This is a genomic window from Shewanella sp. GutCb (assembly GCF_002836135.1).
Lineage (GTDB): Bacteria > Pseudomonadota > Gammaproteobacteria > Enterobacterales > Shewanellaceae > Shewanella.
In genome coordinates this window covers 28,431-46,012 of record NZ_PJBL01000025.1, presented here as the reverse complement: position 1 = coordinate 46,012, position 17,582 = coordinate 28,431, and the positions used below count along the sequence as shown (strand labels likewise).

Below are 17,582 nucleotides of genomic sequence, written 5' to 3'. Positions count from 1 at the left end.
TATCTGTAATTATTAAGTCCCAGGTGATTGTATTGCCCTGAAACCTGAGGTAGTCTGCTCATCCAGTAGTCAAATTATACCGATTAAATTACGATGTACGGTGAACTCTCGCGAAGTTTACTCGTCACGAAAACGTAATCAAGTCCCAGTAGATTATTAACGGATACCGCTAAATTGATGGCTGAGCAAGTTAATGAAAGTGTAAGTTCGGAAAGCACTAATTCGAATAAGCGTACGCAAAGTAGCACTGAAACTCGGCACAGCAATGCCACCACGACACCAGAGATGCGTCGATTCATCCAAGAGTCAGACCTCAGTGTCAGTCAACTTTCAAAAGTGTTGAATATCAGTGAAGCTACAGTTCGAAAGTGGCGTAAGCGTGATTCAATAGAAAACACGCCTAATACACCGCACCATCTCAACACGACGCTAACGCCGCTACAGGAATATGTTGTTGTTGGATTAAGATATCAGCTGAAAATGCCACTCGATAGATTACTGACAGCCACGCAGAAATTTATTAACCCTAATGTTTCTCGCTCAGGACTGGCGCGCTGCTTAAAGCGCTACGGGGTCTCCCGTGTGGGCGATATAAAAAGCCCGCATGTACCTATGCGCTATTTTAATCAGCTGCCGATCACCCAAGGCAGTGATGTAAAAACCTATACCTTGCATTATGAAACGCTAGCGCAGACTTTAGCGTTGCCAAGCCCTGATGCAGAAAATGTGGTGCAAGTGGTCTCTTTGACTATCCCACCACAATTAACCGAACAACAACCCAGCTCAATCTTGCTTGGCGTCGATCCTCATAGTGACTGGATCTACCTCGACATCTACCAAGATGGTAATACCCAAGCAACCAACAGATACATGGCCTATGTGCTTAAACATGGGCCGTTCCATTTACGAAAGTTACTTGTCAGTAACTATCAAAGTTTTATACAGCGCTTTCCTGGTGCGACGCCAAATCGCCGCACCTCAAAAGACAAGCCCAAAACAAACAATAAGATGCCTGAAAAACAAGCATCCACTGGAGACTCATAATGAGCCAGACCTCTAAACCTGAACAATCATCAGCTACACCAGAGCAAGCACAAGACTCGCAAGCTGATATTCGCTTAAATAAACGTTTAAAAGACATGCCAGTGGCAATTGTTGGTATGGCGAGCATTTTTGCTAACTCGCGTTATCTCAACAAGTTTTGGGATCTTATCAGCGAAAAAATTGATGCTATCACCGAGTTGCCAGACACCCACTGGAAGAAAGAAGATTACTTCGATAGCAATAAAAGCACGCCAGATAAAAGCTACTGTAAGCGCGGTGGCTTTTTACCCGATGTCGACTTCAACCCTATGGAGTTTGGCCTGCCGCCAAATATCCTAGAACTGACTGACTCATCACAGCTACTGTCTTTGATTGTCGCAAAAGAGGTCCTTGCCGATGCTAACCTGCCTGAAGGTTACGACAGAGACAAAATAGGTATTACGCTAGGCGTGGGTGGCGGACAAAAAATCAGCCACAGCTTAACAGCGCGTCTACAATATCCTGTGCTTAAGAAAGTATTTGCCAACAGTGGCATTAGCGACGAAGACAGCGAAATGCTGATCAAAAAGTTCCAAGACCAATATGTACATTGGGAAGAGAACTCTTTCCCAGGTTCACTCGGTAACGTGATTGCCGGCCGAATTGCTAACCGTTTCGATTTCGGTGGTATGAACTGCGTGGTTGACGCTGCATGTGCAGGCTCTTTAGCCGCTATGCGTATGGCGCTTAGTGAACTTGTTGAAGGTCGCTCAGAGATGATGATCACTGGCGGCGTCTGTACCGACAACTCGCCTTCTATGTACATGAGTTTTTCAAAGACGCCTGCATTCACCACTAACGAAACGATTCAGCCATTTGATATTGATTCAAAAGGGATGATGATTGGTGAAGGTATCGGCATGATCGCGTTGAAGCGTCTTGAAGATGCTGAGCGCGATGGCGACCGAATTTACTCGGTCATTAAAGGCATGGGGTCTTCATCAGATGGTAAGTTTAAATCTATCTATGCACCACGCCCTGAAGGTCAAGCAAAAGCGCTTAACCGCGCTTATGACGATGCTGGTTTTGCACCGCACACGTTAGGGCTTATCGAAGCGCACGGAACAGGTACTGCCGCAGGTGACGCCGCAGAATTTGCCGGTCTGTGTTCAGTCTTCAGTGAAGGCGATGACACCAAGCAGCACATTGCTCTTGGCTCAGTGAAATCACAGATTGGCCACACTAAATCAACCGCGGGTACCGCTGGACTGATTAAAGCGGCTTTAGCACTACACCATAAAGTATTGCCAGCAACGATTAACGTTAGCCAGCCGAGTCCAAAGCTTGATATCGAAAACTCGCCTTTCTATCTCAATACTGAAACACGCCCTTGGTTACCACGTGTCGATGGTACGCCGCGCCGTGCGGGTATTAGCTCATTTGGTTTTGGTGGTACTAACTTCCACTTTGTATTAGAAGAGTACAAACCAGAACATAGCCGTATCGACAGCGAAAAAGCAAAATATCGCCAACGCCAAGTGGCGCAAAGCTTCCTAGTCAGTGCTCAAAGCAAAGATGCACTCATCAAAGAACTGAATGCATTAGCAGCCTTAAGCGCTGAATCTGCCTTTAACCTTAAAGATGCTGCTGAAAACTTCGCAGTACGTGAGCTCGCCGCCAACGCACCGCGTATCGGCCTTGTCGCCAATAACGCTGCAGAATTAACCACCTTTATTAAGCAGGCCGTCGCTAAGCTATCAAATAGTGATGACACTCATTGGCAACTACCGGGTGGCATCAGCTACCGTGCTAGCGCCATTGTCGATGCTGCAAACAAAGCCTCAGGCAAAGTCGCTGCATTGTTCGCTGGTCAAGGTTCGCAGTACCTCAACATGGGACGCGATCTCGCTTGTTACTACCCAGAGATGCGTCAGCAATTAGTGACTGCTGATAAAGTGTTTGCCGCCAACGACAAAACACCTCTATCGCAAATCTTGTATCCAAAACCTGTCTTTAATAAAGATGATGTGAAGACACAAGAAGCGGTATTGACTAATACCGCTAATGCGCAAAGCGCTATCGGCGCTGTTTCAATGGGTCAATACGCACTATTTACTGCAGCTGGTTTTAATGCCGATATGGTTGCGGGTCACAGCTTTGGAGAGCTAAGCGCATTATGTGCTGCTGGCGTTATTTCAGCTGACGATTATTACAAACTCGCCTTTGCCCGTGGCGATGCCATGGCAACTAAAGCCGCGGCTAAAGACGGTGTTGAAGCTGACACTGGCGCCATGTTTGCCATCATCCATAAAGCGGATGATTTAGCCACGCTTGAAAGCACTATCGCTAAGTTCGATGGTGTTAAAGTGGCTAACTATAACGCGCCAACACAATCAGTCATTGCCGGCCCGACTGCCACAACGGGCGACGCGGCAAAAGCACTAAGTGAGTTAGGTTACAAAGCGATTAACTTGCCAGTGTCGGGTGCTTTCCACACCGAACTTGTCGGTCACGCTCAAGCGCCTTTCGCCAAAGCAATTGATACTGCCAAGTTTACCAAGCCAAGCCGCGCGTTATATTCAAACGCAACGGGCGCACTCTACGACAATACTGCTGCCAAGGTTAAGGCCTCGTTCAAGAAACATATGCTTCAATCAGTGCGTTTCACTACGCAACTAGAAGCTATGTATGATGCTGGCGCGCGAGTATTTGTTGAGTTTGGTCCGAAGAACATTTTGCAAAAGCTAGTACTGGGTACGTTGAGCGACAAGTTAAACGAACTTTGCATCATCTCTGTTAACCCAAGCCCTAAGGGCGACAGTGACCTACAGCTTAAACAAGCTGCAGTGCAATTAGCGGTTGCGGGTGTGCAACTTGATAATATCGATCCATACCAGGCTGATATTGCCGCGCCAGCTAAACGCTCACCGATGAATATCACACTGAACGCTGCTAACCATATTAGCCCAGCGACTCGCGCTAAAATGGCCAAGTCGCTTGAGACTGGCACAGTTACAAGCACAACCATCATCGAAGAGAAAATCGTCGAAAAGATTGTTGAAGTTGAAAAAATCGTCGAAGTGCAAACTGTTATTGAAAAAGAAGTAGAGAAGATCGTGGAGATTGCAGTACCAATGTCTAATGAGCATGTAGCGCCTAATGGCCAAATCGCAGTGAGTGCAACCGCACAACCAACCATAGTTCAACAAGCAAGAGTTCAGCCAGCAACTGTCAGTGTTAGCACTGATGCATTGTCGCAGTTCTTTGCCGCGCAGCAACAAGCAGCAGAGCTGCATCAGCAATTCCTTAGTATTCCACAGCAATATGGTGAGACGTTTACCACCTTAATGACTGAGCAAACTAAGCTGGCTGGCGCAGGTGTTGCTTTACCTGAAAGTTTGCAACGTTCGATGGAGCAGTTCCATCAGCTACAAGCACAAACAGTACAAAGCCATACTCAGTTCTTAGAGATGCAAGCAGGCAACAATAATGCCGCGCTTAACATGCTTAACGGCACTGCGATTGTCAGCCCAGTTTATGCGCCTGTTACTCAAAATCTTGCACCTGCTCTAGCAGCACCTGTTGTTGCAACAATCGTTGCGCCAAGAGTAGCGGCTCCTGTAGTTGCTCCAGTAGTGAATGCGCCACACGTTACAGCGACGCCAGTTCAGCGCCAAGCAGCACCCACTGCGCGTATCGAACCTGTTGCCGCACCAGTTGTTGCTGCACCAGTATCTCCTACAGTCAGCGCGACTCTTTCTGCAGAGAAGGTACAAGCGACCATGCTTGAAGTTGTGGCAGAAAAGACCGGTTACCCAACCGAGATGCTTGAACTTGAAATGGATATGGAAGCCGATTTAGGTATCGACTCTATCAAACGTGTTGAGATCCTAGGTACTGTGCAGGATGAGCTACCTAGCTTACCAGAGCTAAGCCCAGAAGATTTAGCCGAGTGTCGTACACTGGGTGAAATCGTTAGCTACATGAACAGCAAACTGGCTGATGGCTCTAAGCTTTCTGCTACTCCTCAAGTCGTAGTAGCAGCAACAATTGCCACAGACTCTTTACCTTTACAAGCCGCTGAGGGCTCACTCTCTGCAGAAAAAGTACAAGCGACTATGATGTCTGTTGTTGCTGAAAAGACCGGTTACCCTACCGAGATGCTCGAGCTTGAAATGGATATGGAAGCCGATTTAGGTATCGATTCTATCAAGCGCGTTGAGATCTTGGGTACTGTGCAGGATGAGCTACCTGGTCTGCCTGAGCTTAACCCTGAAGATTTAGCTGAGTGTCGTACACTTGGCGAAATCGTGGCTTACATGAACAGCAAACTCTCAACAAGTGCTGCTGAAGGCTCTCAACTTTCTTCAAGTGTTGCTCCTCAAGTGAACGTAGCTCCAGTAACTAATGGCCTATCTGCAGAAAAAGTACAAGCGACCATGATGTCTGTTGTCGCTGAAAAGACCGGTTACCCTACCGAGATGCTCGAGCTTGAAATGGATATGGAAGCCGATTTAGGTATCGACTCAATCAAGCGCGTAGAGATCTTGGGTACAGTGCAGGATGAGCTACCAGCTCTGCCTGAGCTTAACCCTGAAGATTTAGCAGAGTGTCGTACACTTGGCGAAATCGTTAGCTATATGAACAGCAAGCTTTCACCAGCAGCAAGTGTTAACGAAGCACCAGTGACTGCAGTTTCAGCTAATGGCCTATCAGCAGAAAAAGTACAAGCGACCATGATGTCTGTTGTCGCTGAAAAGACCGGTTACCCAACTGAAATGCTTGAACTGAGCATGGATATGGAAGCTGACCTTGGTATCGACTCTATCAAACGCGTTGAAATTCTCGGAACTGTTCAAGATGAGCTACCTAGCTTGCCTGAGCTTAACCCAGAAGATCTAGCTGAGTGTCGTACTCTTGGCGAAATCGTTAGCTACATGAACAGCAAGTTAACAAGTGCCGCTGAAGGCTCTACTGTTACTGGCGCTGCGGCGACTCTGACTAATACAAATGCAGCTGAGGGCTCGCTCTCTGCTGAGAAAGTACAAGCGACCATGATGTCAGTGGTTGCCGACAAGACTGGCTACCCAACTGAAATGCTTGAACTGAGCATGGATATGGAAGCTGACCTTGGTATCGACTCTATCAAGCGCGTTGAGATCTTAGGCACAGTACAAGATGAGCTTCCGGGCTTGCCTGAACTCAACCCTGAAGATCTAGCTGAGTGTCGCACCTTAGGCGAAATCGTTAGCTACATGAACAGCAAGCTTTCTACATCTGCAACGCCCGTTATTAATGAAGCACCTGCTGCTTCAATAGCAACTAGCGGTTTGAGCGCAGAGAAAGTACAAGCCACCATGATGTCAGTGGTTGCCGACAAGACTGGCTACCCAACTGAAATGCTTGAACTGAGCATGGATATGGAAGCTGACCTTGGTATCGACTCTATCAAGCGCGTTGAAATTTTAGGGACAGTACAAGATGAGCTTCCGGGCTTGCCTGAACTCAACCCTGAAGATCTAGCCGAGTGTCGCACCTTAGGCGAAATCGTTAGCTATATGAACTCTAAGCTGGCTGATGGCTCTAAACTCTCTACAAGTGCCGCTAATGGCTCAGAGCTTTCAACTAGTTCAATTGATAGTGCTGCTACAGCAACTCAAACTAGTGCAGTCTCTGCAGAGCCAAGTGTTGAACTACCACCTCACAGCGAGGTGGCGCTAAAAAAGCTTAGCGCGGCGGACAAGATTGAAAACTGTTTCGCCGCAGACACAAACGTTGTGATCACAGATGATGGCCACAACGCAGGTGTACTAGCAGAGAAACTGGTTAAACAAGGGCTAAAAGTCGCTGTTGTTCGACTACCTGAAGGCAATGCTCATTCACCGCTTTCAAGCGATATAGCAAGCTTTCAAGCAACATCAGCAGACGAAGTCGGTATTAACGCTGTCATTGCACAAATCGAGCAACAACTCGGTGCAATCGGTGGATTCATTCACCTGCAGCCAGAAGCCAGTGATAGTAATCAAGGCGATGCTGTTAACCTTAATGAGCAAAGCTTTAACCACCTGAGCCAAGCGTTCTTATGGGCAAAACTGTTACAACCAAAGCTGACTGTCGATAACAATGCCCGTCGTTGTTTCGTGACAGTCAGTCGTATTGATGGCGGCTTTGGCTACCTCAATACTCAAACATTACAAACTGCAGAGCTTAACCAAGCCGCGTTAGCAGGGTTAACTAAAACACTCGGTCACGAATGGCCAACTGTTTTTTGCCGCGCATTAGATATCGCCGCCGATGTTGATGCAACGCACTTCGCAGATGCTATTACCAACGAGCTTTTTGATGCCAATACCCTTTTACCTGAAGTCGGTATCACAACAGATAAGCACGGCGATATTAGCCGCGTAACCTTAGTTGCAGGCGAAGCGAGCAATAAATCAGCGAAAGCAGAGCTAAACAGTTCAGATAAAATACTGGTGACCGGGGGAGCTAAAGGTGTCACGTTCGAATGTGCACTCGCCCTAGCCCGTCGCACTCAGTCTCACTTTATCTTAGCCGGTCGTAGTGAATTACAAGCATTGCCAAGTTGGGCTGCGGGTAAGCAAACCAGCGAGCTTAAATCTGCCGCCATTGCGCATATTATCGCAACGGGTCAAAAGCCAACGCCAAAGCAAGTTGATGCCCTAGTGTGGCCAGTGCAGAGCAGCATTGAAATCAACACTGCATTAAACGCTTTTGCTAGCGTTGGCGCATCAGCTGAATACGTCAGCATGGATGTCACCGACACCAGCGCCATTAGCGCCGCACTACAAGGCCGTTCAAGCGAAATAACTGGTCTAATACATGGTGCTGGCGTACTTGCTGATAAGCATATTCAAGACAAAACACTGGCAGAGCTAGCCCGAGTTTACGGCACTAAGGTTAATGGCCTTAAAGCACTGCTTGCTGCACTTGAGCCAAGTAACATCAAACTGCTAGCGATGTTCTCATCGGCTGCAGGTTTTTACGGTAACACTGGCCAAAGTGATTACGCCATGTCTAACGACATCCTTAACAAGGCAGCACTGCAGTTCACTGCACGCAACCCACAAGCTAAAGTCATGAGCTTTAACTGGGGCCCTTGGGATGGCGGCATGGTCACAGCGGCATTGAAGAAGATGTTCACCGACCGCGGTGTATATGTCATTCCTTTGCAAGCCGGCGCTGAACTATTTGCGACTCAACTACTCAGTGAGACGGGGGCACAGTTGTTAGTTGGTACCTCTATGCAAGGCGCTGACGCTACGACTGGAGCTGCATCTGTAAAAAAGCTTAATGCGGGTGAGGTGCAGACTGCATCGCGCTCGCAGCATGATGCAAACAAGTTCGGCCACGGTCAGCTAACTGCAGTCACACTCACTCGTCGCCTCAACCCCAATGCATTGGTCTTTATTCAAGACCACCGCATTGGTGGTAACCCTGTGCTACCCACGGTGTGTGCTATCCAATGGATGCGCGAAGCGGCAAGTGAAATGTTAGGTACTTGCGTAAAGGTGATTGATTACAAATTACTAAAAGGCATTGTATTTGACGACTTAGCGCCGCAAGAGATGACGTTAGCGTTAACCCCATCTGATGATGGCAAGACGCTTAGCGCCCTCATCAGCAGCCAAGGTCGCCCGCAATATAAAGCGACACTAATGGCCAACAGTAACAGCGACTTTGACGATGCATCGGTCCGCACTGAGCCGCTAACACCGGCTATGTATGCGCTAGATGCAAGCCAAGCTGTAACCACTGCGGCAACCCTGTATGCCAACGGAACCTTGTTTCATGGTCCGCGTTTGCAGGGCATTGACACAGTGACGCAATTTGATGACAACAGTTTAATCACCACAGTGAAACTCGCTGAGGTTGATGCTAATGACTGCGGTCAGTTTGTTGCACAATCACATGTCGGTGGTTGCCAGCCCTTTGCTGAAGATTTGTTACTGCAAGCGATGTTAGTCTGGGCCAGACTTAAACACGGCGCGGCTAGCCTGCCCTCATCTATTGGTGAGTTTGTGGTCAACAGTCCAATGGCATTTGGTGAGCGCGGCTTTATTAAGTTAGACGTGGTTAAAACCAGCGCTCGTTCGCTAGCGGCTAACGTGGCTTTGTACCATGAAAATGGTGAGTTAAGCGCTAAGATGACCGCCGCAAAAGTGACCATTAGTAAAAGTCTGAATGATGCGTTTATCGCCCATTCAACTCTTTCGAATGACAGCATACTTGTTCATAACAGCACGCTCGCTCATGACAACACGCTTGGCGAGGCTAAATAGTGACCACTAAACCACTAAGCCCGGCAACTGAGTCAGCGAACGACAAAATTGCGATGCCACTGCGCATCGCACTTTTGGTGCTGCCATCAATAGAGCTAGACAATGATGAACTGGCCGCATTGCTGCCAGAACTTAACCGCACTGATGTGAACAGCTCAGGGCTAGGTTCTACAAAAGGCGTTTCGTTAGTCGACAGCATTGTGAAAATCACTGTCGATGACTTTAAAGACGCTAGTTTTGAAAAACAGTTAGACCGCACAATTAGCGCCATTGAAGATGGTAAATTAGTACAGCTAAACACAACCGAGCATGCGTTATTAATGATGCCTGCGTTGAAAGCGGCCCAACTTAGAATACATCCACACGCACAGCTCACTGCCATGCAGCGAGCTAATACCAACAGCAACAACACTGCAGATAGTAGCTTGACTAGTGCACTCGCGCAGGCAAAGCGTGACGGCGCACATTTAAGTAAGCTTGAGCAACATAATGACCTTGATAGCAAAGCGCAGTTCGCTGCGGTGCATCAACTTATTAGCCAACTTGCCAGTCGCACTCACTTTCGTAACGAGCTTAATAACAGCGTAGCATTAAGCCCAAAGCAAGCCAGAAGCCATTATTGGTTTACCGAGCATCATCAAGCCCGCGTTGCTGCCATTAGCTTTAACAATGGTCCGCAATCGGTTAGCTTTGTGATAGCTCAAGGCACTGGTTTTATCGCGGCTAAATCTTTGCTTAATCATCAGCGTTTGCAGTTTATCGTGTGTGGTGACAATCAAGCAGAATTAAGCCTTGCGATTACCACGTTAGCGGCAGAACTTGAATCATTGGCAGCTGAACATTCAGGGCGCTCTGCTAACACAAGGCATTCTGAAAATAGTGATACCAGCGTGTTGCAAGCGATGGTCAATAATTTACAACAGTACGCCACTGCGGGGACTAAAGCTCAGCTTTGTGCCGTACTCAATGCCAGCTCTGTTGCCGCTATGCAGTTTGAACTGAGTGCATTAAAGGCGGCAGTGGCTAAAACCATTACCGAGCAGACACAGTACAAAACCCCAAGCGGCAGCTACTTCACCGCTCATGCGCTGGGTAATCAAGCCGAGGCTGGCCTCGCCTTTGTCTACCCTGGTGTTGGTACTGTTTACGCTGACATGTTAAGTGAACTGCATCAATACTTTCCAGCGTTATACGCCAAGCTTGAACGTGAAGGCGATCTAAAATCTATGCTGCAAGCAGAGCAGATCTATCATTTAGATCCCAAGCATGCTGCCGCGATGGACTTAGGTGATTTAGCCATTGCAGGTGTTGGCAGCAGTTATATTCTAACGCAGCTATTAACCGATGAATTTAAGGTTCGTCCAGACTTTGCGCTGGGTTATTCTATGGGTGAAGCGTCGATGTGGGCCAGTCTTGGGGTGTGGAGAAATCCCCATGAGTTGATCAGCAAAACCCAAAAAGATGCTCTCTTTACCTCGGTGATTTCAGGTAAATTAACCGCTGTTAGACAAGCATGGCAACTGGGCAATAATGAGCCGGACATTGTCTGGAATAGTTTTGTGGTTCGCAGCCCAGCAGCACCTATCAAAGCTTTGTTAGTCGATTACCCGCGCGCCTATATTGCGATCATCCAAGGCGATACTTGCGTCATCGCTGGCTGCGAAAGCCAATGTAGAGCGTTACTGTCTGCACTGGGTAAACGTGGCATTGCTGCTAATCGAGTCACCGCCATGCATACTCCCCCAGCAATGGTGGAGCATCACAATGTGGTTAGCTTTTATCAGCAACCGCTTCGAGACGAACTGCCCAATGATATTAAATTCATTAGCGCAGCAAACCTCTGTGGTAGTGAGCCACGCCATCAAGCGATTAATAACTCTAGCAATCAAGTAGGCAATCAACTCGATAGTCAGCTTGTCGCCCAATCGATTGCCGACACCTTTTGTCATACCTTGGACTTTACCGCGCTTATCCATAGCGCCCAACGTCAAGGTGCAAAGCTATTTGTTGAACTTGGGGCAGACAGGCAAAACTGCACCTTAATTGACAAGATTGCTAAGCAAGATAGTCAGGATGCAAGCGCTGCAGCACTGCTTGAAAACGCACCTTGCTGCACTGTGCCAATGAATGCAAAAGGCAGCAGCGATGCCGTCAACTTAATTAAAGCACTAGGGCAACTGATTAGCCATGGCGTGCCAATGTCAGTCACACCGCTTATTGATGGACTAGTGCGCGAGATAGCCCGCACCACCTTATTGAGCAAGCAACGACCGAATAGCACTGGCCAAGGCCAACAAGACCGCAGCAATGCTGTCGCTTCGTCCTATGACACTACATCACTCAAAGGGGAAGTCTAATGTCTGTAACAGACAACACTTCTAACCACGTTTCGAGCAAGCAAAGCAAGATTGCCATCGTCGGTTTAGCCACTCTGTACCCAGATGCTAATACCCCACAGCAGTTTTGGCAGAACTTACTCGATAAGCGAGATTCTCGCAGCACCTTGACCGATACAAAGTTAGGTGCAAACAGCGCTGACTACCAAGGTGTGCAAGGCCAGTCAGACCGTTTTTATTGTGATAAAGGCGGCTACATTGAAAACTTCAGCTTTGACTCAGCCGGTTATAAGCTATCTGCTGATAGCTTAGAAGGCTTAGACCATAGTTTTTTATGGGCACTCGACACCAGTCGTAAAGCCCTTGAAGATGCTGGCATTTCACTTGATAACAATGAATTACTCAGCCGTACAGGCGTTATCATGGGCGCATTGTCATTTCCGACAGAGCGCTCAAATGACCTGTTTTTACCGATTTATCACAGCGCAGTAGAAAAAGCGCTGCAAGATAAATTAGCCAGCAACAACTTTAAGCTCAGCCCGACCAATGCAGACACTGCCAGAGCCAATAACGAAGCCACGCTTGAAAGTGCTAACGGCGCAATTGCCCACAACACTTCTAAAGTGGTTGCCGATGCATTAGGCCTTGGCAGCACCCAGCTCAGTCTTGATGCCGCTTGTGCCAGCTCAGTTTACTCACTCAAACTTGCCTGTGATTACTTAAGCACGGGCAAAGCAGATGTGATGCTGGCGGGCGCAGTTTCCGGCGCAGATCCCTTCTTCATCAATATGGGATTCTCAATCTTCCATGCTTACCCAGATCATGGCGTATCAGTGCCATTTGACGGTGATAGTAAAGGCTTGTTCGCCGGTGAAGGTGCTGGCGTATTAGTGCTTAAGCGTCTTGAAGATGCCGAGCGTGACAACGATAAAATCTACGCCGTAGTCAGTGGTGTCGGTTTATCGAATGACGGTAAAGGCCAGTTTGTACTGAGCCCGAACCCTAAAGGTCAGGTAAAAGCCTTCGAGCGTGCCTTTGCTGCCAGTGATATAGAACCAAAAGACATTGAAGTGATTGAATGTCATGCCACCGGAACGCCGCTTGGGGACAAAATAGAGCTCACCTCAATGGAGACCTTTTTTGAAGACAAGCTGCAAGGGTCGAGCGCGCCGCTTATCGGTTCAGCAAAATCCAACCTAGGCCATTTGCTCACCGCGGCAGGAATGCCAGGGATCATGAAGATGATCTTTGCCATGAAAGAGGGTTTATTGCCGCCAAGCATTAACATTAGCGATGCGATTGCATCACCTAATAAGTTATTTGGTAAAGCCACACTGCCAAGCTTAGTCCAAGGTTGGCCAGATAAAGCCAGCAATACGATAGCAGGGGTTAAAACCCGTCATGCTGGTGTGTCGGTATTTGGTTTTGGTGGTTGCAACGCGCACCTGTTACTTGAATCTTATACGCCAAGCTCCGCAGATGCTCCCAAGCTAAAAGCGGCACTTGCACCTGCGGCACCAGCGCCACTTAAAATTGTCGGGCTAAGCTCGCACTTTGGCCCTCTGAGCAATATTAATCAGCTGGATGCCGCCATTGCGACTAATAGCGATGCCTTTATTACCCTGCCAACTAAACGTTGGAAAGGCCTAGAAAAGCACCCTGAATTATTGGCTCAGTTTGGCCTCAACGCCGCGCCAAAAGGCGCTTATATTGATAATTTCGAACTGGACTTCTTACGCTTTAAACTGCCACCGAATGAAGATGATCGCTTGATCTCGCAACAACTGATGTTGATGCGCGTCACCGACGAAGCCATTCGTGATGCCAAGCTACAACCGGGCCAGAAGGTGGCTGTATTAGTCGCGATGGAAACCGAGCTTGAACTGCATCAGTTCCGTGGCCGCGTTAACTTGCACACTCAGCTGCAGCAAAGCCTTGCGGCGATGGGCGTGAACTTAACGGCAGATGAGTATCAAGCACTCGAAGCGATTGCAATGGACAGCGTACTGGATGCAGCAAAACTGAATCAGTACACCAGCTTTATTGGCAACATTATGGCATCTCGCGTGTCATCGCTGTGGGACTTTAATGGTCCCGCCTTTACCATCTCGGCAGCAGAGCAGTCAGTCAGCCGCTGTATTGATGTGGCGCAAAATCTGATTGCAGAAGACAACCTCGATGCTGTGGTGATTGCGGCTGTGGACTTGTCGGGCAGTTTTGAGCAAGTGATCTTAAAGAACAGTATCGCTCCAGTGGCCATAACGCCCAATACTAATACAAGTACTGGTAACAGTTGGAATGTCGGTGAAGGTGCAGGTGCGGTTGTCTTGGTTAAAGATGAAAGCACCTCTGGCCGTGCCTATGGTCAAATTGATGCATTGGCATTTGGTAATACCCAGCAACTATCAAGTGTTACCAATACCCTTTTAAGCCAAGCGGCAACCAATAGCAGCGGTATTAATGTGCTTGAAACCAACATTGCGCCAGGCAGCATAACAACCGAGACAGCAAGCCACTCGCTTAGCGCAGCGTTTCCTAATGCGATGGCCACCAGCGCAGATAGCCGTGTTGGCCACTGCTTTGCCGCTGCCGGTATGGCAAGTTTGCTGCACGGGTTATTAACGGTTTCGCGCACGAAAGTGTCTAATAGCAAAGCGATAGTGACCAACGTGAGCGAGAACCAAGTTTCTCAGCTGCTGCTAAGCCAGAGCGATATCGAGCAACAAGCGCTGCGTGCACGTTTAGCCAGCGAGCTAAAATCAGACGCCAAACATCAGCTGATAAAACAAGTGACCTTGGGGGGTCGTGACATTTATCAGCATATTTATGATGCGCCGTTAGCTGCTCTAAGCTCGATTCAGAACAAATTTGCCAATGGTAGCGCTTCTAGCGTAAATCAGCTGCCAATCAAACCTATTATTGCCAGAGCGCAACAGACAGCTCAGCAATCTACCTTACCTATGAGTACAACAACTGCCCCCGTTCCAGTAACGGCTGCAGTTTCGGCTCAAGCATTAGGCACTTTATCTATGACGACTCAAGTTAAACCTACTAAAATGAACCCTGGTCAAGTAAGCAATACAGCCACTGCAATTGACGTATCAGCAGGTGACTTAGCTGCGTTTCAACAGAATCAGCAATTAGCGCAGCAAGCACATCTCGCCTTTCTGAAAAGTCGCTCAGCAGGAATGCAGGTTGCCGATGCACTATTAAAGCAGCAACTAGCACAAGTTACCGGCCAAGCAATCGTATCAGCACCGGCACCCGTGTTAACCGCACCAGCCACTATACAAGCTATGCCAGTAAGCGCTGCTAACGTCGCTGTCATTGCGCCGGACCATGCCAACGTCGCGCCTTATATTGCACCGAATCCTGCGCTTAAACCTTGTATCTGGAACTACGCCGACCTTGTGGAATATGCAGAAGGCGATATCGGTAATGTATTTGGTCGTGATTACGCCATTATCGACAGTTATTCGCGTCGCGTTCGCCTACCCACCACAGATTACCTGTTGGTATCACGTGTCACCAAACTTGATGCCACCATGAACGAGTACAAGCCTTGCTCAATGACCACTGAATACGACATCCCTGTGGATGCACCTTACTTAGTTGATGGCCAGATCCCATGGGCTGTTGCAGTAGAGTCTGGCCAATGTGACTTAATGTTGATCAGCTATTTGGGTATCGACTTTGAGAACAAAGGTGAGCGTGTTTATCGCCTACTTGATTGTACCCTGACCTTCCTTGGCGATTTGCCACGTGGCGGCGACACCTTGCGTTACGATATTAAGATCAACAACTATGCCCGTAACGGCGAAACACTGTTGTTCTTCTTCTCTTACGAGTGTTTTGTTGGCGACACCATGATCCTTAAAATGGACGGTGGTTGTGCTGGCTTCTTCACTGATGAAGAACTGGCTGACGGCAAAGGTGTTATTCGCACTGAAGACGAAGTTAAAGCCCGTAGCTTAGTGGTCAAGAAAACCTTTAACCCATTGCTTGATTGTCCTAAAACCAGCTTTAGCTACCCTGAGATCCATAAACTTCTCAGCGCAGATATCGAAGGCTGTTTTGGTCCTAGTCATCAAGGGGCAGCTCAACCGTCACTTTGCTTCGCATCAGAGAAGTTCTTGATGATCGAACAAGTGAGCAAGATTGACCGCAATGGCGGCACTTGGGGTTTAGGGCTTATTGAAGGCCATAAGCAACTAGAAGCAAACCATTGGTACTTCCCTTGTCATTTCCAAGGTGACCAAGTGATGGCAGGCTCTCTTATGGCTGAAGGTTGTGGTCAACTATTGCAGTTCTATATGCTGCACCTAGGTATGCACACTCAAACGCAAAACGGTCGTTTCCAACCACTTGAAAATGCATCACAGCAAGTGCGTTGTCGCGGACAGGTATTGCCACAATCTGGCGTACTGACTTACCGCATGGAAATCACTGAAATCGGTTTTAGCCCTCGCCCGTATGCCAAAGCCAATATCGACATATTGCTTAACGGCAAAGCCGTGGTTGATTTTCAAAATCTAGGCGTGATGATAAAAGAGGAAGACGAATGTGTTCGCTATCCTCTTTTAGAGCGCACGGCAGAGAAACAAACACCGAGTGCATCTACTAAGCAAGGCTACCAACCAGCATCAGTTAACGCCCCGCTAATGGCGCAAATCCCTGATTTGAGCAAAGCACCGAACAAAGGCGTTATTCCAATTTCACACGTCGAAGCGCCTATCACGCCGGACTATCCAAACCGTGTGCCTGATACCGTGCCGTTTACGCCGTATCACATGTTTGAATTTGCTACGGGTAACATCGAAAACTGCTTCGGCCCAGAGTTTTCAATCTACCGCGGCATGATCCCACCACGTACTCCGTGTGGCGATTTGCAAGTCACCACGCGTGTTATTGAAGTTAACGGTAAGCGCGGCGAATTTAAAAAGCCTTCATCGTGTATCGCTGAGTACGAAGTGCCAAGCGACGCGTGGTATTTCGACAAGAATAACCACGCATCCACCATGCCATACTCGATATTGATGGAAATTTCACTGCAACCTAACGGCTTTATTTCAGGTTACATGGGCACCACATTAGGCTTCCCAGGACTTGAGCTGTTTTTCCGTAACCTTGATGGCGCAGGTGAATTGCTGCGTGAAGTGGATTTACGCGGTAAAACTATTCGCAATGACTCACGCTTACTTTCTACGGTAATGGCCGGCACCAACATCATCCAAAGCTTCAGCTTCGAGCTCAGTACCGACGGTGAACCTTTCTATCGCGGCACCGCGGTATTTGGTTACTTTAAAGGTGAGGCGCTGAAAGATCAGCTTGGTCTAGATAATGGTAAAGTGACTCAACCTTGGCATGTGGCGAAAGGCATTGCCGCAGACACCACAGTCAACTTATTGGACAAAGGTGCTCGTCACTTTAATGCGCCAGCAAGCCAACCGCATTACCGTTTGGCCGGTGGCCAGCTTAACTTTATCGACAGTGTCGAGATTGTTGATAACGGCGGCACTGCAGGTTTAGGTTATCTGTATGCTGAGCGCACGATTGACCCAAGTGATTGGTTCTTCCAGTTCCACTTCCATCAAGATCCAGTGATGCCAGGCTCACTAGGTGTTGAAGCGATTATCGAAACCATGCAAACTTATGCGATTAGCAAGGACTTGGGTGCAGGCTTTAAAAATCCAAAGTTTGGCCAAATTTTGTCGAACATCAAATGGAAGTATCGTGGTCAGATCAATCCATTAAACAAGCAGATGTCTATGGATGTCAGCATCACTTCAGTCGAAGATGACAAAGATGGCAAGAAGGTCATCACCGGTAATGCCAGCCTAAGTAAAGATGGCCTGCGTATTTATGAAGTGTTTGATATTGCCATCAGTATCGAAGAAGCCCTTTGAACTTGAGTAAATGA

4 protein-coding genes are annotated in these 17,582 nt (G+C 48.0%); all 4 read left to right on the top strand.

All coding sequences use genetic code 11. The annotated features are described in order from the left end of the window. Nucleotides 1-177: 177 nt before the first annotated feature. The 4 genes from CXF86_RS14585 to pfaC are packed head-to-tail and all read left to right on the top strand — an operon-like array spanning nt 178 to nt 17,568. Entirely contained in the window at nt 178-1,044 is an 867-nt protein-coding gene (locus CXF86_RS14585; RefSeq protein WP_102039341.1) for a helix-turn-helix domain-containing protein, read from the top strand. Beyond that, nucleotides 1,044-9,326 (top strand): type I polyketide synthase, encoded by an 8,283-nt coding sequence (locus CXF86_RS14580; RefSeq protein ID WP_102039340.1) that lies wholly within the window; start codon nt 1,044-1,046, stop codon nt 9,324-9,326. The genes CXF86_RS14585 and CXF86_RS14580 overlap by 1 nt, the downstream gene beginning before the upstream one ends. Continuing rightward, nucleotides 9,326-11,683 carry a PfaB family protein gene (locus tag CXF86_RS14575; protein WP_308303186.1) on the top strand — a complete coding sequence of 786 codons (2,358 nt, stop codon included), beginning with the start codon at nt 9,326-9,328 and terminating at the stop codon, nt 11,681-11,683. Before CXF86_RS14580 ends, CXF86_RS14575 begins: the two co-directional genes overlap by 1 nt. Continuing rightward, complete coding sequence (pfaC, locus tag CXF86_RS14570; RefSeq protein WP_102039339.1) at nt 11,683-17,568, top strand: eicosapentaenoate synthase subunit PfaC; 5,886 nt, start codon at nt 11,683-11,685, stop codon at nt 17,566-17,568. Before CXF86_RS14575 ends, pfaC begins: the two co-directional genes overlap by 1 nt. Nucleotides 17,569-17,582: the final 14 nt, after the last annotated feature.